The following is a 23,508-nucleotide window of genomic DNA, read 5'->3' as shown; positions in this document are numbered from 1 at the left end:
GTTAGGTTAGGTTAACCTTCGCAACCCACACCACCCCCTTCGAAGGATCGCCGTGCCCGCCACTCGCACCCCCCTCCGCCTGACCGCCGTCGCCTCGCTCGGCCTCGCCGCGCTGCTGCTCACCGCCTGCTCGGGAGGAGCCGACGCCGGCTCCGAGGGCACGTCCGAGAGCAGCGCCGCCGAGAGCAGCGAGGGCTTCCCCGTCACCGTCGACCACGCCTTCGGCAGCACCACCGTCGAGTCGGCCGACCGCGTCGTCGCGACGAGCTGGACCAACCAGGACGTGGCGCTCGCGCTGGGTGTGACCCCGGTCGGCTTCACCCGCGCCTCCTACGGCGACGAGGACGGCGACGGCCTGCTGGTGTGGACGAAGGAGGCGCTCGACGCCTCCGGCGCCGAGACCCCGACCCTGTTCGACGAGACCGACGGCGTGCCCTTCGAGGCGATCTCGGACCTCAGCCCGACCGTGATCCTCTCGGCCTACTCCGGCATCACCCGGCAGGACTACGACACCCTCAGCCAGATCGCCCCCACCGTCGCCTACCCGGGCCTGCCCTGGGGCACGACCTGGCAGGACTCCGCGAAGCTCGACGGCGCCGCACTGGGCCTCGAGGACGAGGCCGTCGCGAAGGTCGGCGAGATCGAGAGCGACATCACGCAGACCACCGCGTCCTACCCGCAGCTCGCGGGCACCACGTTCATGTACGGCTGGTACGACCCGACCGACGCGAGCACCTTCACCTACTACACGCCGAACGACGCGCGCGTGAAGTTCGTCGAGGACCTCGGTCTCGACGTCGCCCCGAGCGTCGCCGAGCTCTCCGGCGACTCGGAGGCGTTCAGCGGCACCATCAGCTCGGAGAACGCCGACCAGCTCGACGCCGACGTGCTCGTCGTCTACGGCGACGACACGACCCTCGCCGCACTGCAGGCCGACCCGCTGCTCTCCAAGATCCCGGCCGTCGAGCGCGGCTCCGTCTACGTGCTGGAGGACGGCTCCTCCGCCGCCATGGCCACCTCGTCGCCGAACCTGCTCAGCATCCCGTGGGTGCTCGACGAGTACACCGCCGGCCTCGCCGCGGCCGCCGACAAGGTGTCGTGACCCGCACCGCACCCACCCGGAAGACGAGGGCGACCGCGCTGGCGGTCGCCCTCGTCGCGCTGGCCGTCGCGTCGGTCCTCTCGCTCGTGTACGGCTCCCGCGAGATCCCGCTCGGCGAGGTCTGGCCGGCGCTGACTTCGCCCGATCCGGCGTCCATCGTCGACGCGGCGGTGCAGGGGCGGGTGCCGCGGACGGTCCTCGCGGTCCTGGTCGGCGCCGCGCTCGGGCTCGCCGGAGCCGTGATGCAGGGCCTGACCCGCAACCCGCTCGCCGATCCGGGCATCCTCGGCCTCAACTCGGGCGCCTCGCTCGCGGTCGTGCTCGGGATCGCCGGGGTCGGCGCGACGAGCCTGCCGCAGTTCATCTGGCTCGCGTTCCTCGGAGCCGCCGCCGCCGGGGCGTTCGTCTACGCGGTCGCGTCGCTCGGCCGCGAGGGCGCCACTCCGCTGAAGCTCGCCCTCGCCGGAGCCGCCACCGCCGCCGCGCTCACCTCCCTCATCAGCGCGGTCCTGCTCACCCAGGAGACCACGCTGAACCGCTTCCGCTTCTGGCAGGTCGGCGGAGTCGGCGGCGCCGAGACCGCGAGCATCCTGCAGGTCCTCCCGTTCCTCGCGGTCGGCGCGGTGCTGGCCCTCTCCAGCGCGCGAGGGCTCGACGCCCTGGCGCTCGGCGACGACCTGGCGACCGGCCTCGGCCGGCGCGTGGGGCGCATCCGCCTGGTCGCGGGGCTCGCGGCCGTGCTGCTCTGCGGCGCCGCGACCGCGATCGCCGGACCGATCGGATTCATCGGCCTGGTCGTCCCGCACCTCGCCCGCCGCGTCACCGGCCCCGCGCACGCCTGGCTGCTGCCCTCCTCCGCTCTGCTCGGCGCCCTGCTGCTGCTCGTCGCCGACGTGGTCGGCCGCGTGGTCGCCCGGCCGAGCGACGTCGAGGTGGGCATCGTGACCGCGCTGATCGGCGCCCCGGTGCTCATCGCGATCGTGCGCCGCTCGAAGGTGCGGGCGCTGTGAGGACCGCGGAGGCGCCCGCCGCGGTCGGCATCGCGGCCGGCCGCACGCTGCGCCGTCGGCGCACGGTCATCGGCTGCGCGGTCCTCGCGGTGCTCGCGCTGGCGCTCGTCGTCGTCTCGCTCACGGTCGGCAGCACGGTCTACTCGGTGCCGCAGGTCGTCCGCGTGATCCTCGGCGAGACCGTGCCGGGCGCCTCCTTCACCGTGGGCACGCTGCGGCTGCCGCGCACCATCACGGCCGTCCTGGTGGGCGTGGGCTTCGGGATGGGCGGCGTGATCTTCCAGACGATGCTGCGCAACGCCCTCGCCAGCCCCGACATCATCGGCATCACGTCGGGGGCGAGCGCGGCGGCCGTCGTCGCGATCGCGTTCTTCGGGCTCTCGGGCGGCGCGGTCTCGGTGATCGCGGTCGCGGCCGGGCTCGCGACGGCCCTGATCATCGCCGGGCTGGCCGAGGGCGGCGGAGTGATCGGGGCGCGGCTGATCCTCATCGGCATCGGCGTCGCGGCGATGTTCCAGAGCGTGATCGCCTACGTGCAGACCCGCGCCGACTTCGAGGACGTCCAGGAGTCGCTGCGCTGGCTGACCGGCAGCCTCAACTCGGCCGCCTGGCCCTCCGTCCCGCCGCTCGCGCTGACGATGCTCGTGCTGGTGCCGCTGGCGCTGCTGCTCTCGGGCCGGCTCGGCGTGCTGCAGCTCGGCGACGAGTCGGCGACCGCGCTCGGGCTCGACGTGCGGCGCAGCCGGCTGGCCCTGCTCGCGGTCGGAGTCGGCCTCGTGGCCGTCGCGACCGCCGCCACCGGCCCGATCGCGTTCGTCGCCTTCGTCTCGGGGCCGATCGCGCGGCGGATCCTGCCGAGCGCGCGCACGCTGCTGATCCCCTCCGCCCTGGTCGGCGCGGTCGTGGTGCTCGCCGCCGACCTGCTCGCCCAGTACGTCGTCGGCGCGCTGTTCTCGGGCGCGCGCTTCCCGGTCGGCGTCGTCACCGGCGCCCTCGGCGCGCCCTTCCTGCTCTGGCTCCTCGCCCGCCGCAACCGCTCCGGAGGCTCCCTGTGACCGACGCCCCGCCCACCCTCGCCGCCGACGCGGTCACCCTCGCCTACGACGAGCGCGTCGTGGTCGACGGGCTCTCGCTCGCCGTGCCGCCCGGCCGGATCACGGTGATCGTCGGCGCGAACGCCTGCGGCAAGTCGACGCTCCTGCGCGCGATGGCGCGGCTGATCACCCCGCGCTCGGGGAGCGTCCTGCTCGACGGGCGCGCGATCCACCGGCTCCCGACGCGCCAGGTCGCGCAGCAGGTGGGGCTGCTGCCGCAGACCCCGATCGCGCCGGAGGGGATCGCTGTCTCCGACCTGGTCGCCCGGGGCCGCTACCCGCACCGGGGCCTGTTCGGCCGCGGCTCCGGATCGGACGACGACGCGATCGTCGAGGAGGCGCTGCGCGACACCGGCACGCTCGAGCTCGCCGACCGCCCCGTGGACGAGCTCTCGGGCGGGCAGCGCCAGCGGGTGTGGATCGCGATGGCCCTCGCTCAGCGGACCGACGTGCTCCTCCTGGACGAGCCGACGACCTACCTCGACGTGTCGCACCAGGTCGAGGTGCTCGACCTGCTCACCGACCTCAACCGCTCGCGCGGGACGACCATCGTGATCGTGCTGCACGACCTCAACCTCGCCGCCCGCTACGCCGACCACCTCGTCGCCGTGCGCGACGGCGCCCTGTACGCGTCGGGCACGCCCGCCGAGGTGGTGACGCCGGAGACGGTGCGCGCGGTGTTCGGGATGGAGTCGCGCGTGATCGAGGACCCGGTCTCGCGGACGCCGCTGGTGCTGCCGATCGGGCGCCACCACTCGGGCTGAGCCCGGCCGTTCAGGGCCGAGCGGTCAGGGCCGGCCGGTCAGGCCGGGGCCGCGGCCAGGGAGGCGCCGTCGACGAGCGTGCAGCGGAGGAGCTGCTGCTCCCGTCTCGCGGGGTCGCCCTCGATGAGGATGTGCACGGCGCGGCGCCCCATGTCGCGCCGGGGCAGCTCGAAGCCGGCCTGCCAGCCGGTGCGGTCGGCCGATCCGGAGAGCGACACCAGCGACAGGTCGCCCGGCACCGCCACCCCCTCGGCCTCGGCGGCCTCCTGCAGGAGGACGAACTGCTCCTCCTGCTCGGCGAGGACGACCGTGACGCCCTCGGCGGCGATCCGGCGGATCCACTCCCGCGGCGACGCCTCCGGCCCCGGCACGAGGTGGAGGAAGCCGTCGCCGAGCTCGGCCCTCGCGCCGGCCATGCGGTCGGTGTACGACTCGACGCCCTCGCCGTGGCCGGCGTAGGCGAAGCGGGTGTGGCCGAGGGCGCGTGCGCAGGAGATCAGCTCGCGGACGATCGACGCGTAGTCGGCGGCCACGTAGGGCACGGGCCCGCCGGCGTCGTCGCGGCGGCCGATGCTGACGAAGGAGAAGCCGCTCGCGTTGAGGAACTCGAGCTCCTCGCGGGGCATGCGCTGCCCGAGGAGGATGCAGGAGTCGGCCAGGCGCAGCCGGGTGGCGCCGCCGCTCAGGCCGCCGCGGCGGCCGCCGACGCGGCCGCTGGTCAGCAGGAGGAGGTCGATGTCGCGGTTCTGCGCCTCCTCCTCGATGCCGGCGAGGAACGGGTGGAAGAAGTCCTCGCGGTCGAGCGGGAACAGGCTCTCGTAGGTGTAGACGCCGATCATGCCGGTGCCGACCTGCTTGAGGCGGCGCGCGATGGGGTCGGCGACGTACCCCGTCTCCTGGATCGCCTTGAGGATCCGCGCCCGCGTCGCCTCCGGGACCCGGGCGAGCTGCTCGCCCTTGTCGTTGAGCACGAACGACACCGTCGTCTGGCTGACTCCCGCGAGACGCGCGATGTCCTTCTGCGTGATCCGCGGCACCCGGACACCCCCGCTTCATCCTGGTAATAGGTATTACGTCTTGACCTCAGGCTACCGATGACGAAGGATCGCCGTACGCCCATCCGGGGCGAGAGAGGGCGGAACGTCGACGATGATGAATCCCGCAGACCCAGACAACCAGACCACGGCCTCCCCGAGGCCCGATCGGCAGCACAAGCCCGATCAGCAGCCCGAGCACGATCCGCAGCGCAGGCCCGACAACTCGCGCCGCCTCTTCCTCGCCGGGGGCGCCGCCGCCCTCGCCGGCGCGGCAGGGGCCGTCGGCGCCGCCACTCCGGCCGCCGCCGCGCCCCCGGCCGACGCTCCCGGGCAGAAGAAGCGCCTGAGCGTCACCGAGGGGCCGATCTCGCCGCTCGACAAGGAGTTCCGCTGGGACGACCGCGCCGGCGCCGACAACACCCGCGCGGTGCAGGCGGCCATCGACAAGGCGATGACCGCTCCGGGCGGCGAGGTGTCACTCCCCGCCGGCGAGATCCGGGTGACGGGCCTCGCGGTCGACTACCGCGGCTACCCGGTGCAGCCCGAGAACGGGCCGCCCTACGGCTACGCCGGGCCGAAGATCGTCGGCGCCGGCATGCGCCAGACGAGGATCGTCCAGATCGAGGGCTCGACCCGCGACATCTTCACCGTCTCCGGCCAGACGGGCGACGCGGCCGGTCCCGCCAACAACAACAAGGCCACCGGCGTCGTCCTCGCCGACTTCGAGATGACGGGCACGCCCTCCGGCGGCCACGGGATGTCGCTGCGCTCGCTGGTCAACTGCGAGTTCCGCAACCTGTGGATCCAGAAGACCGGCAAGTCGGGCATCTTCCGCGAGCGCGCCACCTTCGTCTCGGGCGTCGACGACGAGTACTCGTACGCCAACTCCTGGAACAAGATCAAGATCGTCGCCCCCGCGGGCTGGGGCGTGGAGGACTCGGGCAAGGCCTCCATCGGCGGCTCGATGACCAACGTCGAGGCGATCAGCCCCGGCCTCGGCGGCTTCCTCCTCGCGCCGACGAACATGACGCTGCTCGACTGCCAGGCCATCGGCGGCACGGTCGGCCTCCGGTCGATCCGCAACGAGAACCGGCGCTCGGTCAACTCCGGCCTGACCCTGATCAACTTCCGCTCGGAGGGCTCCCGCGACGGCTGGGAGGTGCTGATCGAGGCCGGCACGAGCCACATGATCGTGAACCCGAACTTCTTCCCGACCTCGGGCGCGAACTGCCTCGGCGTCGGCCTGACGAACGGCGGGGCCGACTTCGAGGTGCGCAACCTCACCGTCCTCGGCGGCTTCTACGGGCTCAGCCTCGGCCGCTTCCCGCAGCAGAAGGCGATCGTGCTGGGCAGCGACTCCTCGCAGACGCGCCTCGTGAACCCGTTCATCGAGCGCGGCGCCGCGGGAGTGGACGAGGGCTCGCTGATCGTCGACGACGGACGCCTGACCTCGTTCGAGCTCGGCCGCGGCCGGGTGGAGCGCGCGGCCGGCTACACCACGGTCGCCCGCGCCCCCGAGACCATCCCGACCCCTCCGGCCGGGCAGGTCAACGAGGGCTGGGAGCGCTCCGGCGACACCTGGCGGAAGGTGGCCGTCTTCCCCGACGGGCACCGCGTCGTCATCGCCTCCTGACCCCGGGCGGCGGCGCCCTCCGCGCCGCCGCCCTCCCCCACTGCACACGGAACGAGCACCAGAACGCATGCATGACGACAGCACCCGCATCGAAGCCCGCATCGCCCGCTTCCGCGCCGAGAGCCTCCGGCCGGCGATCCACCGGGCGGTCGAGCCGCTCGGGATCGAGTCGTGGACCGCTCCGGGCGAGCCGGTCCCCTTCGACCAGGCGCGGGCCGCGTCCTACGCGCCCGCCCGCATCGGGGAGCCGTGGGGTGCCCCCTGGGGCACCGTGTGGTTCCACGTGCGCGGCGAGATCCCCGCCTCGTGGGTCGGCGTCGACGGCTGCGAGCCCGAGCTCGTCGTCGACCTCGGCTACACCGGCGCCCAGTCCGGCTTCGAGGCGGAGGGGCTCGTCTTCACCGCGACCGGCACGGTCGTGAAGGCCGTCGAGCCGTTCAACCAGTCGGTCCCGCTCGACCGGCTGCCCGGCCGCGAGGCGGGCGACCGCACGGTCGAGCTCTACATCGAGGCCGCCGCCAACCCGAACATCACCGGCGACTGGTCCTTCACCCCCACGGCGCTCGGCGGCCGCCCCGCCGACGGCGCCCTGCCGTCCGACCCGCTCTACCGCCTCCGCCGTCTCGAGCTCGGACTGCTCGACCGGGAGGTCTGGGAGCTGGAGCAGGACATGGCCGTGCTCGTCGGGCTGATCGGGCAGCTGCCCGAGTCCTCCCAGCGCCGCGCCGAGATCGTGCGCGCCCTCGACCGCGCCGTCGACGTCCTCGATCCGGACGACGTGTCCGGCACCGCCGCCGCCGGCCGGGAGGCGCTGCGGACCGTCCTCGAGCGGCCCGCCTCGGCCAGCGCGCACCACCTGCACGCCGTCGGCCACGCCCACATCGACTCCGCCTGGCTCTGGCCCGCCCGCGAGACCGCCCGCAAGGTGGCCCGCACCTTCTCGAACGTCTGCGACCTGATCGAGCGCGAGGAGGGCTTCGTCTTCGCCGCCTCCTCCGCGCAGCAGTACGCGTGGCTGAAGCGCGACCACCCGGAGCTGTTCGAGCGCGTCCGCGGCCACGTGCTCGCGGGCCGCTTCGTGCCGGTCGGCGGGATGTGGGTCGAGTCGGACACGAACATGCCCGGCGGCGAGGCGCTCGTGCGCCAGCTGCTCGAGGGCAAGCGCTTCTTCCTCGACGAGTTCGGGATCGACACGGAGGAGGTCTGGCTCCCGGACTCCTTCGGCTACTCCGCCGCGCTGCCGCAGATCATCGCCGGAGCGGGCGGGCGCTGGTTCCTCACGCAGAAGATCTCGTGGAACGAGACCAACACGATGCCCCACCACACCTTCTGGTGGGAGGGCATCGACGGCACCCGCGTGTTCACGCACTTCCCGCCCGTCGACCTCTACAACTCCGACCTCTCCGGAGAGGACCTCGCCCGAGCCGAGCGCCAGTACGCCGAGAAGGGCAGCGGCACCATGTCGCTCGTGCCCTTCGGCTACGGCGACGGCGGAGGAGGCCCCAACCGCGAGATGATCGCGGCCGCCCGCCGCACGCGCAGCCTCGAGGGCTCGCCGACCGTCGAGCTGTCCACACCCCGCCGCTTCTTCGAGGAGGCGCAGGCCGAGTACCCGGACGCGCCCACCTGGTCGGGCGAGCTCTACCTCGAGTTCCACCGCGGCACCTACACGTCGCAGGCGCGCACCAAGCAGGGCAACCGCCGCAGCGAGCACCTGCTCCGCGAGATCGAGCTGTGGGCGACCACGGCCCTCGTCCGCGCCGGGGTCCCGTACCCGGCCGACGAGCTGCGCGAGATGTGGCGGACGGTCCTCCTGCAGCAGTTCCACGACATCCTGCCCGGCACCTCCATCGCCTGGGTGCACCGCGAGGCGGAGGAGAACTACGCCCGCATCGCGCAGCGGATCGAGGAGATGATCGCCGAGACCGTCCGGGCCCTCGCCGGCGAGGGCTCCGCGGAGCTGCTGGTGAACTCCTCCCCCTTCCCCGTCGGGGGCGTGCCGGCGCTCGGCGCGGCCGCGGCCGACCCCGCCGCGGAGCACTCGGCCCCGACGCTCCGCTCCGACGGCGACGCCCACGTCCTCGACAACGGGCTCGTCCGGGTGCGGATCGGCGCCTCCGGGCTCCTCGAGTCGGTCGTGGACCTCGCGAGCGGCCGGGAGGTCGTGCCCGCCGGCGCCGCCGCGGGGCTCCTCCAGCTCCACCGCGACACCCCGAACAAGTGGGACGCCTGGGACCTCGACGACAACTACCGCCGCACGGTGGAGGACCTCGTCGGCGTCGACTCGGTCCGCGCCGGCACCGTGAGCGACCCGCTCGGCCGCGAGGTGCCGGCGGTCGTGATCACCCGCTCGTTCGGCGGCTCCACGGTCGTGCAGACCGTCTCGCTGCAGATCGGCCGGGCGGCCGTCGACCTCGACCTCGACATCGACTGGCACGAGCGCCGCAAGCTGCTCAAGCTCGCCTTCCCGCTCGACCTGCTCTCGGACCGGGCGACGTCCGAGATCCAGTTCGGCCACGTGCACCGCCCGACCCACGTGAACACGACGTGGGACGCCGCCCGCTTCGAGACCGTCGCGCACCGCTGGGTGCACGTCGGCGAGCCGGGCTTCGGCGTCGCGGTCGTCAACGACTCCACCTACGGGCACGACATCACCCGCGACCGCGCCGCGGCCGGCACCCCGACGACCACGGTCCGGCTCTCGCTCCTGCGCGCGCCGCTGTTCCCCGACCCGGACGCCGACCAGGGCCGCCACCGCCTCGCCGTCTCGCTCGTGGTCGGCGCCGATCTGCCCGACGCCGTCGAGGCCGGCTACGCGCTGAACACCCCGGTCCGCAGGCTCACCGGCGCCGCGCCCGTCGCTCCCCTGGTGTCGATCGACGACCCCTCGGTGATCGTCGAGGCCGTGAAGGCGGCGGACGACGGGAGCGGCGACGTGATCGTGCGGCTCTACGAGTCGCTCGGCGGCCGCGCCGCAGCGACCCTCCGCGCCGCTTTCGCCGTCCGGGCGGTCACCCGCACCGACCTGATGGAGCGCCCGACCGAGCAGGTCCGCATCGAGAGCTCCGTCGAGGCGGAGTCGGCCGACGTGCGGCTCGAGCTGCGCCCGTTCGAGATCGCGACGGTGCGCCTGGCGCGCTGAGCGCGAGGGGACGCGGGGGCGGGAGCAGGCCGGGTCGGCTTGCTCCTGCCCCTGCGTCATGTGGTCTGCTCGATGCACACCGTCCCGATCGGAGAGGTCCCTCATGCAGTCGTTCCCCGCCCCGCCCCGCCAGGTGCAGATCGGCGACGCCGCCGCGTTCGCCGGCGTCACTCCGCGGGCGATCCGCCACTACCACCGGCTCGGCCTGCTCCCCGAGCGCGAGCGGGGCGGAGACGGCCGTCGGCGCTACGGCTACGACGACATCATCCGGCTGCTCTGGATCCGCCGCCTGGCCGACGCCGGGGTCGCACTCGAGGACGTCCGGGACGCCTTCGCCGTCGCAGCCCCGGCCGGCGCCGAGGACAGCGCCGACCGCGAGGACGAGGTCGCGGGTGTCCTCGCGCGGCTGGACGACGCGCTCGCCGCGCAGGAGGAGGAGCTGCAGCGGAAGCGGGCCTCGGTCCGGCGCATGCGGACCCTCGGCGGCCGGCTGGGGCTGCTCGACGACATCGTCTCGCGCCGCCTCGAGAGCGCACCCGAGGGCTCGCTGCGCCAGGCCGACCTCGACACCCTGCTGGTCACCGAGCGGATGTTCGGCCCGCTGGGCGCCGTCTCCCAGGCCGGCCGCTTCGTCGTCCTCGCCGCCGATCCGGCGCTGCGGGCGGAGGCCGACCGCGTCGACGCCGCCGAGGAGGCCCTCGACGACACGGTCGCCGAGGACGACCCCCGGGTGGAGCAGGTGGCGCAGGAGCGGCACGCCTTCGAGGCCCGGCTGATGCGCGTTGTCGAGGAGTCCGGTCAGCTCGAGGAGGACGAGGCGATCTTCGACGCGTGGGACGAGGCGCACCCGCCCGAGGACCCCGCGCCGGCCCCCGATCCCGCACAGGGCTCCCGCGCCCGGAGCGCCGGCGAGATCATCCGGAGCCTGCCCTACGACGTCTCGCCGGCCCGCCTGCGCGCCATGGACCTGGCGATGCGGCTCGGGATGGAGGAGGCGCCGGCGTCCTGAGACGCGGCGTCACGCCCGCGCGGTCACCCGAGGACCTCCCGCAGCACCTCCAGCGCCCGCTCGCGGTCGCCGACCCCGCCGCCCTCGTGCCCGCTGTACGGCCACACGTCGATCGACGTCTCGCCGCCGGAGACGTTGTGGGAGGCGAAGACCGTCGAGGGCGGGCAGATCGGGTCCATCAGGCCGACCGAGCGGTGCACCCGGCAGCGCAGGCGCCGCGAGAAGTGGACGCCGTCGACGTAGGAGAGGGTCCGCTCGACGGCGTCGAGGTCCTCGGGGCGGGTCGCCAGGTAGCGGGCGATCTCGACGTAGGGCGCCTCGTTCGTGACGGTCGTCGCGCGCAGGACGTCGGAGAGGAAGGGCACCAGGGCGATCGCCGCGCGCACCCGGGGGCGCAGCGCCGCCGCGGCGGTCGCGAGCGCTCCGCCCTGGCTGCCGCCGAAGACCGACACGCGGTCCGAGTCCAGCCCGGGGAGCGCCTGCACGGCGTCGACGGCGAGCGCCGCGTCCGCGATGAGGCGCCGGTAGTAGTACGTCTCGGGCGACTCGACGCCGCGGGTCGTGACCCCGGGGTACGCGGGTCCGCTGCCGTGGGGGTCGGGGGTGGCTCCGGAGCGGGCGAGGCGGCCGGCTCCCTGGCCTCGCGCGTCGACGACCAGGTGCGCGTACCCGGCGGCGGCGATCCAGAGGTGCTCGATCGGACGGCCCCGTCCGCTGCCGTACCCGGGGTACTCGATCACCACGGGGAGCGGGGCGCCCGGGTCGACCGCGGGGGTCATCAGCCAGGCGGCGATCGGCTCGCCCGCGAAGCCGGGGAACCGCACGTCCCGCGCCCGCACCAGCGGGAGGCCCGCGTCGACCGGCGCGGCGCTCACGGCGGGGCCGCCCTCCCGCCCGAGCGCGAGGGTGGCCCGCCAGAAGGCGTCGAAGTCGTCGGGCTCCGCGACCTCCGCACGGAACTCGCGGAGGGCGGCGAGGGGGCGATCCGTGAACACCGGGTCAGCCTTTCAGACCGGAGTGCGCGAGCCCTTCCACGAACTGCCGCTGAGCGAGGAGGAACACGGCCAGCACGGGCACGACCGTCATCGTCGCCGCGGCGAGCTGCACGTCCCACATCTCCCCGCCGTAGGCGTCGGTGAAGCGGGTGAGCGCCTGGGGCAGGGTGAAGAGCTCGGGTGAGGTCAGGTAGACCGTCGGCTCGAGGTACATGTTCCAGGACCCGAGGAAGGTCAGGATCGCGACGGCCGACAGCGCGGGCTTGGACAGCGGCAGGAAGATGCGCCGCCAGATCCCGAAGCGGCCGAGGCCGTCCAGGCGCGCGGCCTCCTCGAGCTCGCCGGGCATCGCGATGAAGTACTGCCGCATGATGAACGTGCCCAGCACCGCCGGCGCTCCGACCATCGGCACCAGCAGCAGCGGCACGTGGGTGTCGATGAAGCCGAGCTGCCGGAAGATCTGGAACAGCGGGATGATCGTCACCTCCGTCGGCACCAGCAGGCCGGTCAGGACGACGAGGAACACCGCGTTGCGGCCTGGGAACGGGATCCGGGCGAAGGCGTAGCCGGCCAGGCTCGACACCAGCAGCGTGACCACGGTGACCGTGACCGCGATGTAGAGGCTGTTCCAGTACTGGAGCGCGAACGGCTGGAACCGGAACGCCTCGGCGTAGCCCGCCAGGCTCGGCGAGTCCGGCAGCAGGGTCGGCGGGTTCGAGAAGATCTCGTTCACCGGCTTGAACGACGAGGCGATCATCCAGAACGTCGGCACCGCGAACGGCAGCACGAGCAGGATCAGCGTCACGACGAGCAGGGCGGTCATGAGCGGGCTGCGGCCGCGGCGGCGCTTGACGGGCGGCTCCGGGACGGCTTCGAGGCGTGGCGTGAGCGGGGTCCCCTGCTCGACGACGGCGTCAGTTCTCATAGAAGACCCATTTCCTGCGCAGCTGCCACTGCACGACCGTGAGGATCAGGACGAAGAGGAGCAGCATCAGCGAGAGCGTCGCGCCGTAGCCGATGTCGCTGAACTCGAAGGCCTGTTGGAACACGTAGTAGACGAGCACTGTCGTCGACAGCTCCGGCCCGCCCTCGGTCAGGACGGCGACCTGCGCGAACGCCTGCAGCGATCCGACGATCGTGAGGATGGCGGTGAGGAGCAGGGTGGGCGAGATGAGCGGGAGCGTGATCCGGAAGAAGATCGCGCGGGGGCTCGCGCCGTCCAGCCGGGCCGCCTCGTAGAGGTCGCCCGGCACCCCCTGCAGCGCGGCGAGGAAGAGCACCATGTTGACGCCGACGCTGCGGATGACCTGCGTGACGATGACGCTCGCCATCGCGGTGGGGCCCTCCTGGAGCCAGTTCGGCCCGTCGAGGCCGACCAGCGAGAGCAGGCCGTTGATCGCGCCGTTGTCCTGGAGGAGGAAGCCCCAGACGAGGGTCCAGGCGACCACCGAGATGACGACGGGCGAGAAGAAGAGCGTGCGGAACAGGGCGCCGCCCGGGATCCTCCGGTTGAGCAGCACGGCCAGGCCCAGCCCGAGGGCGAGGTTCAGGACGACCACTCCCCCGGAGAAGACCGCGGTCGTGCCGAGCACCGCGCCGATGCTCGGGTCGTTGATCGCCCGCTCGTAGTTCTCGCCGCCCACGAAGGTCATGGAGCCGGTGAAGACGTTCCACTCGTTGAGGCTGAACCAGACCGCGAGCCCGACGGGCAGCAGCACGAACACGATCACACCGAGCAGCTGGGGCGCGATGAAGAGCCAGCCGGCGAGCGCGTCGCGGCGCCGGAGGTTCCAGTAGGCGCCGGCGGGAGCGGATCGGCGGCTGTCCGTCGAGGTCGCGGTCACGGGATCACTTCCCCTGGAGGACGGGCGCGATGGCGTCGCAGACGCCTCCGAGCACCTCGGCGACGTCGGCGTCGGCCGACCACATGCGGTCCAGCGCCGTCTTGCCGACCGAGGTGATCTCGGCGGGGCTCGTCACCGGAGGGGTGGCGGACACGTCGGCGAGCTCGTCGACCACGACGCGGTCGAGCTGCTCGGCGCTGAGGCGCGTGTTGACCTTCGCCAGCTCCTCACCGGACAGCAGCGACTCGCGGGGCGGCGGGAAGAACTGCGCGAGCTTGGCGGAGTTCTCCGGGTTGGTCATGAACGAGAGGAAGCCGGTCGCCTCCTCCACGTGGTCGCCGCCTGCGAGCGCGGCCATGCCGGCCTGGCCGATGTTGCCGTACTCGCCGGCGGGGCCGACGGGCAGCGGGTAGATCTCGAACGGGAACGAGCCGTCGAGCAGGCTCGCCCGCGAGACCTGCGCGGTCGTGAACGCGGCGTCGCCGGCGAAGAAGTCCGCCGTCACGCCGGGTCCGGGGGTCGCGCCGCTGACGTAGACCGAGTCGTGGAAGAACTGGAACGCCTCCACCATCTCGGGCGAGTCCATCGTGCACTGGGTCCCGTCGTCGCTCCACGGCTGGGCTCCCCAGCCCGCCCAGAGGTTCGCGAGGCTCAGCCAGCCCGAGAAGTCGAAGTCGCGGATGATGTAGCCGGCCTTGCCGGTCGACTCGTTGACGGCCGCGCCGATGCGGTCGACGTCCTCCCAGCTGAGCGTCGCGGGGTCGACGGTCTGCCCGGCCTGCGCGATGAGGTCCTGGTTCACGTACAGCGCGAACGGCGAGTTGGAGAACGGGTACGCGTAGAGCTCGCCGTCCTGGCTGAACGACTGCGCCACGCTGGGCAGGATGTCGTCGTACTCGTAGCCCTCGGTCCCCTCGAAGGTCTCGGTCAGCGGAGCGAGTGCTCCGGCGTCGATCAGGTCCTTCGCGATGTCGCCGACCCAGGCGAGGTCGGGGGCGTTGCCGCCCGCGGCCTGCGTGGTCAGGGTCGAGTTGTAGTCCGCGAACGGGAGGGACTCGAAGGTCACGGACTCGATCTCGGGGTGGTCGGCGATGTACTCGTCGGCCATCGAGTCGAACAGGGCGAGCTGCTTCTCGTCGGAGGTCCAGACGGACATCCTCAGAGCGACGGGTGCTGAGTCGTCCCCGCCGCCGGCGGCGCCGCAGCCCGAGAGGGCGGCGATCACTCCGACTGCGGCGAGCGAGGCCATCAGCTTCTTCGCTGGTCTCATCGTCTCTCTTTCTCCAATGGTCTTCTCGGTGTTCCCGGTCAGTACCCGACGACGTCGGGCCAGTGGGTCTCTACGCCGCGCGACTCGAGCCTCGCCTGCAGGCGGGCGACGAGGGCGGGGTCGGCGGCGATCTCGTGGGGCGACAGGTCCTCGGCGAGGGCGAGGGCCGCCAGCTCGCCGACGGCCTCGCCGATGTTCCACTCCACGGGGTGGAGGCGGTACGCGCCGTTGGTGATGTGCGTCGTCCCGATGTTCTTGCCCCCGGGCAGCAGATTCGTCGGGGTGCGCGGCACGAGGGCGCCGAGCGGGATCTCGAACGGCGAGCACTCCACGTCGAGGTAGTTGTCGCCTCCGGTGGTCGGGTGCAGGTCGATCCGGTACATGCCCACGCCGACGGAGTCGTCGAAGCGCGCAGGGCTCCCCGTCCCGCGGGCGGCGACGGAGACGTCCTGCTCGCGCACCGTGGTGAGCGCGCGGATCCGGCGGGACTCGCGGATGTAGGGGGCCTGCGCGAGGCCGTCGGCGGTGCCCATCACGTCGCCGCGGAGCCGGAGCCCGGGCCAGCCGCGGCCGCCGTCGGGCCGGGGCGCCTCGGTCTGGAGCCAGTAGAAGTACGACAGCGAGAGCGCGCGGGCGCCGGCGAGGTGCTTCTCCGGCTCCGGCACGTCGAGGATCGAGCTGTCGAGGTAGTCGAGCATCGGCCAGTTCGCGAGCACGATGTCGCTGTCGAGCGCGCCCGGCCGGAGGGTCTCGGTCGCGAGGATCCGGCGGAACATCCAGAGGTCGGTGTCCCCGCCCTGCGCGCGCTGGTCCGCGGTGCGGGTGTCGCCCACGGCGTTCACGTGCATCGTGCGGGTCTCGGGGCGCAGCGTCCTCGGGTTCGGCGCGGTGAAGGAGAGGAGCTTCCCGCCCCAGAACGGCACCTCGTACTCGTGCCAGTAGTCGTAGTCGGCCGGGCGCTCGATGGTGTGGTCGCCGTCCGCGCTGTCGAAGCCGAAGCACCAGGTGACGGCCTGCACGTTCATCGGGTCGGCGACGGCGGGAGCGCTGGGCTCGCCGTGCTCGTCGCGCGACTCGGAGCCCGTGACGTAGTCGACCTCCGCGAGGGGGAGCAGCTCCCCCGTCTCGGTCGCGTCGACCACGTACCGTCCGGAGACGGCGAGCTCCTCGCCCGAGACCGCGTCGCGCAGCAGGACGCGCTCGATCCGGCCCGGGCCGCCGTCGACGGCGAAGGGGACGACGCCGGTGACGACGCGGATCGCTCCGCTCGAGCGGTAGGGGGCGAGCATCTCGTCGAGCACGGCGACGGCGACGCGGGGCTCGGCGCAGAGCCGGCTCACGAGTCCGCGGCCGGGGTTCAGGCGGTCGTCGCGCATCGCCTCGGCGGTGAGGGGGTAGTTGCGGCGGTAGTAGCCGCGGATGCCGTCGCGGAGGCGCCGGTAGTCGGCGGTGACGCCGAACTGCTCGACCCAGGCGTGCTCGTCCGGCGGGACGCCCTGCGAGGTGAGCTGACCGCCCAGCCACGGGTACTGCTCGGTCAGCACGACCGAGAGGCCGTTGCGGGCGAGGGCGATCGCCGCGGCCACTCCTCCGAGTCCGCCGCCGATCACGGCGACATCTGCTTGCATCGGGGTCACGCGTCCGCCTCGTCCTCGTCGACAGTCTGGGTCATCGGCCTACTACCCGCGGGTAATACGTATTGCCGATTGATTAGACCGTAACGCACGAGTGTCCGGTTGGCAACGGTCTCCGCCGTTCCGAGCGACGCCGCGGCGACCCGCGGGCGTCCTCAGCCGGGAGTGGGCCGGATGTCAGGGCTCGGTGGCATGCTCGACCCCGAGCGCGGCCGGCGGGCGGCGGCGCGGAGCGGAGCAGCATGATCGGGTTGGATCTCACCGGGCGCACGGCCCTCGTCACGGGGTCGGGGCAGGGCATCGGGCTGGCCATCGCGACGACGCTCGCGGAGGCGGGCGCCGAGGTGATCGTGAACGCCCGCTCCGAGCGGTCGATCCGCCGGGCGATCGAGGCCGTCGGCGCGGCGGTGCCGGAGGCGCGGGTGCGCGGAGTCGCAGCCGACGTGTCGACGGAGAAGGGCACGGCCTCCCTCCTGCGGGCGGCCGCCGACGTGGATGTGCTCGTCAACAACCTCGGGATCTTCGGCTCCGCCGATGCGCTCTCCATCGACGACGACGAGTGGCGCCGCTACTTCGAGGTCAACGTGCTCACCGGCGTGCGCCTGACCCGCGCCTACCTCCCGGGGATGATGGAGCGCGAGTGGGGCCGCGTCCTCTACATCGGCAGCGACTCCGCCGTCGTCACGCCCGCCGAGATGATCCACTACGGAGTGTCGAAGACCGCGCTGCTGGGCGTCTCGCGCGGCTTCGCCAAGGCCTCCGCCGGCACCGGGGTGACGGTGAACAGCGTGCTCGCCGGGCCGACCCACACGGGCGGCGTCGAGGACTTCGTCTACGAGCTGGTCGACCGCGAGCTCCCGTGGGAGGAGGCGCAGCGCGAGTTCATGCGCCTGCACCGGCCGCAGTCGCTGCTGAAGCGCCTCATCGAGCCGGAGGAGATCGCCCACATGGTGGCGTACCTCGCCTCCCCGCTCGCCTCGGCCACCACGGGCGCAGCCGTGCGCGTCGACGGCGGCTACATCGACTCGATCGTGCCGTAGCGCGCGCTCCCGGGGCTTCCCGGGGCGCCCGTCAGTGCGGAGGGGCGACCGAGCCGCCGGGGCGCCACGGGCCGCCGATGCGCTCCTGGAGGAGCGGTGCCGCCGGGTCGGCGAGGCGGGCGAGCAGCGCCTCCACTCCGCGGCGGCCGAGCTCGCGGCCGGGCGCGACGAGCAGGTCGAGCGCCGGGTCGGCCAGGTCGGCGACGTCGGGGTCGGAGGCGAGCAGGACGATCGAGAGGTCCTCGGGCACGCGCAGCCCGCGGTGCCGCACCTCGTGCGCGAACCCGACGGCGGCGCCCCCGTTGACGATCACCACGGCGGTCGCGGAGGCGGGGTCGAACGAGCGGGCGAGGGTGCGGCCTCCGGCGGGCGACTCCTCGCAGCGGAGCAGCACGCCCTCGACGCCGCGGGCCGCGCAGGCGAGTGCGAACGCCTCCTGGGTGCGCGCGTAGGGGCCGAAGTCGGCCGCGGCGTCGCGGTCCGGGCCGAGCACGAGCGCCACCCGCGCGTGCCCCAGGCCGGCGAGCCGGCCGAGCGCCTCCTCGACCATGCCCTCGAAGTCGATGTCGACCCAGTCGAGGGCGGACGGGTCGCGGGTGCGCCCGATGAGGGCGAAGGGCGTGCCGGAGTCCCGCAGGACCGGCACGCGCTCGTCCTCGCTGGTGACCTGCATCAGCACGACGCCGTCGATCAGGCCGTCGGCGCGCAGGTCGGCGAGGCGGTCGGAGCCGCCGACCGTCGGCCACAGGACGATCGAGTGGTCCTGCTCCGCCGCGGCCTCGGCGGCTCCGAGCAGGAACGAGGTGGCGGTGTTGAGCGGCCGGCTCGACACGAGCGGGTAGACGACCGCGATGATCCCCGAGCGGCGCCGCGCGAGGGCGCGGGCCAGGGCGTGCGGCCGGAAGCCGAGCTCGCGCATCGCCGCCCGCACCCGCTCGCGGGTCTCGGGCGAGACGGGCTTGGTGTCGTTGACCACGAACGAGACCGTCGCGATCGAGACCCCCGCGAGGCGCGCGACATCCCTCATCGTGGCCACCGCGCCTCCTCCGCTCGCGCCGCCCGGCCGTGGTTGACGCGGGGCGGACGTCTCCCGCATCCTAGGAGACGCGGCCGGTAAAGCGGTTAACCCCGTGTCGGGCCGCCCACTGCCGCACCGTCTCCACCGTCGAAGAAGGAACACCGTGACCACACCCTCCTCCCCCGTCCGCGTCCTCGTCTGGGGCGAGAACCGCCATGAGCAGATCGAGGAGAAGGTCCGCGCGATCTACCCCGACGGCATGCACAGCACGATCGCCGACGGCATCCGCGAGAACCTCGGCGAGCGCGCCTCCGTCTCCACCACCACGCTCGACGAGCCCGAGCACGGCCTCACCGAGGACGTCCTCGACGCCACCGACGTGCTCGTCTGGTGGGGCCACATGGCCCACGGCGACGTCTCCGACGAGATCGTCGAGCGCGTCCAGCGCCACGTCCTCTCGGGCATGGGCCTCGTCGTCCTGCACTCCGGCCACTGGTCGAAGATCTTCGGCAAGCTCATGGGCACCACCTGCACGCTGCGCTGGCGCTCGGAGCAGGACCGCGAGCTGGTCTGGACCGTCGACCCCACGCACCCCATCGCCCAGGGGATCCCGCACCCCTTCCTGATCCCGCAGCAGGAGATGTACGGCGAGTTCTTCGACGTGCCGGCGCCCGACGAGCTCGTGTTCCTCTCGACCTTCACGGGCGGCGAGGTCTTCCGCTCCGGCATGACCTGGAAGCGCGGCCACGGGCGCATCTTCTTCTTCTCCCCCGGCGACCAGGACTACCCCGTCTACCACCAGGCCGAGGTGCGCCGCGTGATCGCGAACGGCGTCGAGTGGGTGCGCTCCTCGCGCCCCGAGCGCCGCCTCCCGGTGCTGCAGCGCTACGAGACCGAGGACTTCCACAACGGCCAGGACTACGAGGGAGCGCTCGTCCGATGACGGTCCGCCTCGTCCAGGTCGGCGCCGGCGCGATGGGCCGCGCCTGGATCCGCACCATCCGCGACTCCCCGGACGCCGAGCTCGTCGGCCTGGTCGACCTCGACGTCGACCTCGCGACGGCTGCCGCGGAGGAGGAGGGGGTCGGCCCGGTCGCGGTCGGCACCTCCGTCGCCGAGGTCGCCGCGCGCTCCGGCGCCGACGCCGTGGTCAACGTGACCGTGCCGCGGGCGCACCTGCCCGTCAGCTCGGAGGCGCTGTTCGCCGGGCTGCCCGTGCTCTCCGAGAAGCCGATCGCTCCGACCATCGCCGAGGCGCTGGTGCTCGCGGCGACGGCAGAGGCCTCGGGCCGGCTCCTGATGACCAGCCAGTCGCGCCGCTACTACTCGGCGATCACCGCCTTCCGCGAGCAGATCGCCGGGCTCGGGCAGCTGGGCACCGCCTCCGTGCACTTCGCGAAGGCGCCCCGCTTCGGCGGCTTCCGCGACGAGATGGACCACGTGCTCCTGGTCGACATGGCGATCCACGCCTTCGACGCGGCGCGGTACCTGCTCGACAGCGACCCGGTCGCGGTCTACTGCGAGGAGTACAACCCGGGCTGGAGCTGGTACGCCGACGGAGCCGCGGCGAGCGCCGTGTTCGAGTTCGCCGGCGGAGTGCGCTTCAGCTACACCGGCAGCTGGTGCGCCGACGGCCTCGAGACCTCGTGGAACGGCGACTGGCGCGTGAACGGGGCCGGCGGCACCGCGCACTGGGACGGCGACGGCGCTCCGGAGTGGCAGTCGCGCGAGTCGGAGCCGGTGCGGACCGCCGCGCTCGAGCCCGTGCCCGAGGAGATCGCGGGCTCGCTCGCGGAGTTCGTGCGAGTGCTGGGCTCGGGGGCGGTCCCCTCGGGCGAGGTGCACTCGAACGTGCGGAGCCTCGCGATGGTGGAGGCGGCGGTCCGTTCCTCCGAAACAGGCGCGCGGGTGCGGCTCGACGACGTGCTGGAGGAGGGGTACGCGGAGGCGCTGACGCTCGCGCGCGACGAGCGCGTCCGCGCGGCCCTCGGCTCCTGGGGCTCGGCCGCGGAGGGCCTCGCGCGCTGACCACGCCGCCTGGCGGATCTCGAGGCGTCCGTGCGGCGGACTGCGGCACGCGGCGTCTCGAGACCCCCGCCCGGTCGCGGCTCCGCCACCGCGCGTTCGCCGGGCGGACACCTGCGGGCGGCGGGGCGTTCACCGGGGGCGGCCAGCGTGGGCGGGTTCCTTCGAAGCCGCTCAGGAGACCCGTGTCCTCTCGTCACACCCGCACCCGCACCCGCACCGCCGCCCTCGCCCTCACCGTCACCCTCGCCGGCTGCACCCTCGGAGCCGCGGCCCTGCCCGCCTCCGCCGCGGGCGACTCCTTCTTCACCCGCATCGCCACGGTGCCGGCCTACCTCAACGCGGCCGACCCGTCCGCAGACTCCGCCGTCGCCGAGATCTCGAGCGCGTCGCCCGACGGCCGCCTGGTCTACTCGACGGACTCCGCCGGGCAGCGCATCGACGTCCTCGACATCTCGGACCCCGACTCCCCCGAGCCGCTCGGCGGCGTCGGCGTGGGCGGCGAGCCGACCTCGGTCTACGCGACCGGCGAGTACGTCCTCGCGGTGGTCGACACGAGCGACGGCGACTTCGCGAACCCCTCCGGCCACGTCAGCGTGCTGCACGCCGACGACCTCGCGCCCGTCGCGAGCATCGAGCTCGGCGGCCAGCCCGACTCCATCGACGTCACCACCGACGGCTCGACCGCGGTCATCGCGATCGAGAACCAGCGCGACGAGGACCTCGCCCCCGAGGGCGGCGAGGAGGGCGACCTCCCGCAGGCGCCCGCCGGGGAGCTCGTGGTGATGGACCTCGCGGGCGACCCCTCCGCCTGGGTGCCGGAGCACGTCGACCTCACCGGTCTCGCCGGCCTCGACACCCCGTCGGACCCGGAGCCCGAGTACGTCTCGATCAACCCGGCCGACACGGCCGTCGCCGTGACGCTGCAGGAGAACAACGCCGTCGCGATCGTCGACCTGGCCACCCGCTCCGTCACCGCCTCATACACCGCGGGCACCGCCTCCGTCAGCGGCATCGACACGCTCGACGACGACTCGATCTCGCTGACCGGCTCGATCACCGACGTCCCGCGCGAGCCCGACGCGATCGGCTGGGTCGGCGACGACCACGTCGCGATCGCGAACGAGGGCGACTGGAAGGGCGGCACGCGCGGCTGGTCGATCCTCGACGCCGCGACCGGGGCCGTGCAGTGGGACGCCGGGAACTCGTTCGACCACCTCGCGGTGCGCCTCGGGCTCTACCCGGACAAGCGCTCCGACGCGAAGGGCTCCGAGCCCGAGGGCCTGCTCTCGGCCACCTTCGACGGCGTCCCCTACGTGTTCGTCGGCGCCGAGCGGGCCAACTTCGTGGCCGTCTACGACGTGTCGGAGCCGACCGCGCCGCGCTTCGTGCAGGCGCTGCCGTCGACCCCGGGTCCGGAGGGGCTGCTCGCCCTGCCCGAGCGCGACCTGCTGGTCGTCTCGAGCGAGACCGACGACGCCGAGGCCGCCGTCCGCGCGAGCGTGCAGCTCTACGCGCTCGGCGCCTCCGCCCCCGCGTTCCCGACCGTGCTGTCGGCCGACGTCGACGGATCGCCGCTGCCCTGGGGCGCGCTCTCGGGCCTCTCGACCGACCCGGCGGCGCCCGACCGCCTGTACGCGGTGAGCGACAGCGCCTACGCGCCGAGCACCCTCCACTCGATCGACACCTCCGTCTCGCCGGCGCTGCTCGACACGACGCTCACGGTGACCGAGGGCGGCGAGCCCGCCGCTCTGGATCTGGAGGGGATCGCCGCCCGCGCCGACGGCGGCTTCTGGGCCGTGACGGAGGGCGGGACAGGCGACGGCAACGCGCTCCTGCGACTCGACGCGGACGCCGCGGTGACCGAGCGGATCGCCCTGCCCGCGGAGCTCGCCACCGCGCTGGGCAAGCAGGGCTTCGAGGGAGTGACCCTCGAGGACGGCGCCGCCGGTGAGATCGTCTGGACGGCGCTGCAGCGCGAGGCCTCGATCGACGCCGACGGAGTGGTCCGGATCGGGCGCTACGACGTCGCCGCCGACAGCTGGAGCTTCTTCGGCTACCCGCTGGAGGCCGTGTCCGGGGCGGACGGCGACTGGAACGGGCTCTCGGAGATCACGCTGACCCCCGCGGGCACGCTCGCGGTGATCGAGCGCGACAAGCTCAACGGGCCGGACGCCGCGCTGAAGGCCGTGTACACGGTGCCGCTGCCGACGGAGGCCGGCGCGGCGGTCGGCGAGACGCTGCCGATGCTCGAGAAGACGCTCGCGGTCGACGTGCTGCCCGCGCTGCAGGCCGGGAACGGCTGGACCCAGGAGAAGCTCGAGGGTCTCGGGATCACCGGCTCCGGCGAGGTGTTCGCGGTGACCGACAACGACGGCGTGGACGACGCGAACGGCGAGACGGTGCTCGCATCGCTCGGCTCCGCGGAGTCCGTGTTCGGGACGGGGACGGTGCCGACTCCGGGGCCGACTGTCGAGCCGACGGTGGCGCCGACGGATGAGCCGACCACGGCGCCGACCGCGCAGCCCACTGCACAGCCCACCGCGCCGTCCACGGCCGAGCCGACCCGCACGCCGGCTCCCGCTCCGGCCGGCGCCGTTCCTCCGCGGACCGGCTCGGGACTCGCGAGCACCGGCGTCGAGACGGGCTGGACCGCCGCGGCGGCCCTCGCCCTGCTCGCCGGCGGAGCGCTCGCGCTCGGAGTCACGCGCCGCCGCCGCGACGCGCGCTGACGGACGCCGACGGCCCGGGGGACAGTGTCCTCCGGGCCGTCGGCGTTCCCCCGGGCGACCGGGGCGGGTGGTCGGGTATCAGCTTCCGGTGGGGGCGTCCTCGGTGTCGGGAGCGGTGCTCTCGGAGGGCGCCTGCGGGGCGACGGGCGCGGCAGGGCC

Annotated in this window: 18 protein-coding genes; 11 read left to right on the top strand and 7 right to left on the bottom strand. The window is 73.5% G+C overall.

The window, feature by feature from the left end:
* Positions 1-52: 52 nt before the first annotated feature.
* From C5C49_RS11235 to C5C49_RS11220, 4 genes are read left to right on the top strand one after another with little or no spacing between them, the layout of a single operon-like run.
* Positions 53-1,102 carry an iron-siderophore ABC transporter substrate-binding protein gene (locus tag C5C49_RS11235; RefSeq protein ID WP_181027213.1) on the top strand — a complete coding sequence of 350 codons (1,050 nt, stop codon included), beginning with the start codon at positions 53-55 and terminating at the stop codon, positions 1,100-1,102.
* Entirely contained in the window at positions 1,099-2,112 is a 1,014-nt protein-coding gene (locus tag C5C49_RS11230; protein WP_104346189.1) for an iron ABC transporter permease, read from the top strand. The genes C5C49_RS11235 and C5C49_RS11230 overlap by 4 nt, the downstream gene beginning before the upstream one ends.
* The gene (locus C5C49_RS11225) at positions 2,109-3,167 is read left to right on the top strand and encodes an iron chelate uptake ABC transporter family permease subunit (RefSeq protein WP_104346188.1); all 1,059 of its coding nucleotides are present in this window, start codon (positions 2,109-2,111) and stop codon (positions 3,165-3,167) included. Before C5C49_RS11230 ends, C5C49_RS11225 begins: the two co-directional genes overlap by 4 nt.
* Positions 3,164-3,970 carry an ABC transporter ATP-binding protein gene (locus C5C49_RS11220; RefSeq protein ID WP_104224308.1) on the top strand — a complete coding sequence of 269 codons (807 nt, stop codon included), beginning with the start codon at positions 3,164-3,166 and terminating at the stop codon, positions 3,968-3,970. Before C5C49_RS11225 ends, C5C49_RS11220 begins: the two co-directional genes overlap by 4 nt.
* A 38-nt stretch (positions 3,971-4,008) precedes the next feature.
* On the opposite strand, the gene C5C49_RS11215 is transcribed toward C5C49_RS11220, so the two are convergent.
* Positions 4,009-5,007 (bottom strand): LacI family DNA-binding transcriptional regulator, encoded by a 999-nt coding sequence (locus C5C49_RS11215; protein ID WP_104346187.1) that lies wholly within the window; start codon positions 5,005-5,007, stop codon positions 4,009-4,011.
* A gap of 112 nt (positions 5,008-5,119) precedes the next feature.
* Here C5C49_RS11215 and C5C49_RS11210 point away from each other — a divergent pair, with 112 nt between their 5' ends.
* From C5C49_RS11210 to C5C49_RS11200, 3 genes are all read left to right on the top strand, one after another.
* Entirely contained in the window at positions 5,120-6,640 is a 1,521-nt protein-coding gene (locus tag C5C49_RS11210; RefSeq protein ID WP_104234018.1) for a hypothetical protein, read from the top strand.
* 67 nt (positions 6,641-6,707) lie between these two features.
* Entirely contained in the window at positions 6,708-9,782 is a 3,075-nt protein-coding gene (locus C5C49_RS11205) for a glycoside hydrolase family 38 C-terminal domain-containing protein (protein ID WP_104346186.1), read from the top strand.
* A gap of 103 nt (positions 9,783-9,885) precedes the next feature.
* Positions 9,886-10,791: a MerR family transcriptional regulator gene (locus tag C5C49_RS11200; RefSeq protein ID WP_104346185.1), complete on the top strand. Its 906-nt coding sequence runs from the start codon at positions 9,886-9,888 to the stop codon at positions 10,789-10,791.
* A gap of 23 nt (positions 10,792-10,814) precedes the next feature.
* Here C5C49_RS11200 and C5C49_RS11195 read toward each other — a convergent pair whose 3' ends face one another.
* From C5C49_RS11195 to C5C49_RS11175, 5 genes are read right to left on the bottom strand one after another with little or no spacing between them, the layout of a single operon-like run.
* On the bottom strand, positions 10,815-11,786 hold the full coding sequence (locus C5C49_RS11195; RefSeq protein ID WP_104346184.1) for an acetylxylan esterase: 972 nt from the start codon (positions 11,784-11,786) through the stop codon (positions 10,815-10,817).
* A 4-nt stretch (positions 11,787-11,790) separates the two neighbouring features.
* A complete protein-coding gene (locus C5C49_RS11190; protein WP_244229554.1) occupies positions 11,791-12,711 on the bottom strand; it encodes a carbohydrate ABC transporter permease in 921 nt (306 codons plus the stop codon).
* Positions 12,701-13,630, bottom strand: coding sequence for a carbohydrate ABC transporter permease (locus C5C49_RS11185; RefSeq protein WP_104234014.1), 930 nt, complete (start codon positions 13,628-13,630; stop codon positions 12,701-12,703). Before C5C49_RS11185 ends, C5C49_RS11190 begins: the two co-directional genes overlap by 11 nt.
* 4 nt (positions 13,631-13,634) lie before the next feature.
* Entirely contained in the window at positions 13,635-14,900 is a 1,266-nt protein-coding gene (locus tag C5C49_RS11180; protein WP_104224315.1) for a sugar ABC transporter substrate-binding protein, read from the bottom strand.
* 38 nt (positions 14,901-14,938) lie between these two features.
* Positions 14,939-16,528, bottom strand: coding sequence for an FAD-dependent oxidoreductase (locus C5C49_RS11175; RefSeq protein WP_104346210.1), 1,590 nt, complete (start codon positions 16,526-16,528; stop codon positions 14,939-14,941).
* 251 nt (positions 16,529-16,779) lie between these two features.
* Between C5C49_RS11175 and C5C49_RS11170 the strand changes: the two genes are divergently transcribed.
* Positions 16,780-17,574 (top strand): SDR family NAD(P)-dependent oxidoreductase, encoded by a 795-nt coding sequence (locus tag C5C49_RS11170; RefSeq protein WP_104339128.1) that lies wholly within the window; start codon positions 16,780-16,782, stop codon positions 17,572-17,574.
* A 31-nt stretch (positions 17,575-17,605) separates the two neighbouring features.
* On the opposite strand, the gene C5C49_RS11165 is transcribed toward C5C49_RS11170, so the two are convergent.
* Entirely contained in the window at positions 17,606-18,601 is a 996-nt protein-coding gene (locus tag C5C49_RS11165; RefSeq protein WP_258061427.1) for a LacI family DNA-binding transcriptional regulator, read from the bottom strand.
* A gap of 154 nt (positions 18,602-18,755) precedes the next feature.
* Between C5C49_RS11165 and C5C49_RS11160 the strand changes: the two genes are divergently transcribed.
* The 3 genes from C5C49_RS11160 (at position 18,756) to C5C49_RS11150 (ending at position 23,349) form a co-directional block, all read left to right on the top strand.
* Positions 18,756-19,535, top strand: coding sequence for a ThuA domain-containing protein (locus C5C49_RS11160; RefSeq protein WP_104337939.1), 780 nt, complete (start codon positions 18,756-18,758; stop codon positions 19,533-19,535).
* Positions 19,532-20,620, top strand: coding sequence for a Gfo/Idh/MocA family protein (locus C5C49_RS11155; RefSeq protein ID WP_104263301.1), 1,089 nt, complete (start codon positions 19,532-19,534; stop codon positions 20,618-20,620). The genes C5C49_RS11160 and C5C49_RS11155 overlap by 4 nt, the downstream gene beginning before the upstream one ends.
* Before the next feature lie 182 nt (positions 20,621-20,802).
* Complete coding sequence (locus tag C5C49_RS11150; RefSeq protein WP_104346183.1) at positions 20,803-23,349, top strand: esterase-like activity of phytase family protein; 2,547 nt, start codon at positions 20,803-20,805, stop codon at positions 23,347-23,349.
* The last annotated feature ends 159 nt before the right edge of the window (positions 23,350-23,508 follow it).

This window comes from Rathayibacter sp. AY1E2 (assembly GCF_002932325.1).
Classification (GTDB): Bacteria; Actinomycetota; Actinomycetes; order Actinomycetales; family Microbacteriaceae; genus Rathayibacter.
This window is presented reverse-complemented; position numbering and strand designations above follow the sequence as displayed.

Bases quoted from the DNA above. Each gene is read 5' to 3' on its own strand.
- C5C49_RS11190 (WP_244229554.1), bottom strand. From the start codon at position 12,711: ATGAGAACTGACGCCGTCGTCGAGCAGGGGACCCCGCTCACGCCACGC.
- C5C49_RS11180 (WP_104224315.1), bottom strand. From the start codon at position 14,900: ATGAGACCAGCGAAGAAGCTGATGGCCTCGCTCGCCGCAGTCGGAGTG.
- C5C49_RS11155 (WP_104263301.1), top strand. From the start codon at position 19,532: ATGACGGTCCGCCTCGTCCAGGTCGGCGCCGGCGCGATGGGCCGCGCC.
- C5C49_RS11210 (WP_104234018.1), top strand. From the start codon at position 5,120: ATGATGAATCCCGCAGACCCAGACAACCAGACCACGGCCTCCCCGAGG.
- C5C49_RS11205 (WP_104346186.1), top strand. From the start codon at position 6,708: ATGCATGACGACAGCACCCGCATCGAAGCCCGCATCGCCCGCTTCCGC.
- C5C49_RS11165 (WP_258061427.1), bottom strand. From the start codon at position 18,601: ATGAGGGATGTCGCGCGCCTCGCGGGGGTCTCGATCGCGACGGTCTCG.
- C5C49_RS11175 (WP_104346210.1), bottom strand. From the start codon at position 16,528: ATGCAAGCAGATGTCGCCGTGATCGGCGGCGGACTCGGAGGAGTGGCC.
- C5C49_RS11200 (WP_104346185.1), top strand. From the start codon at position 9,886: ATGCAGTCGTTCCCCGCCCCGCCCCGCCAGGTGCAGATCGGCGACGCC.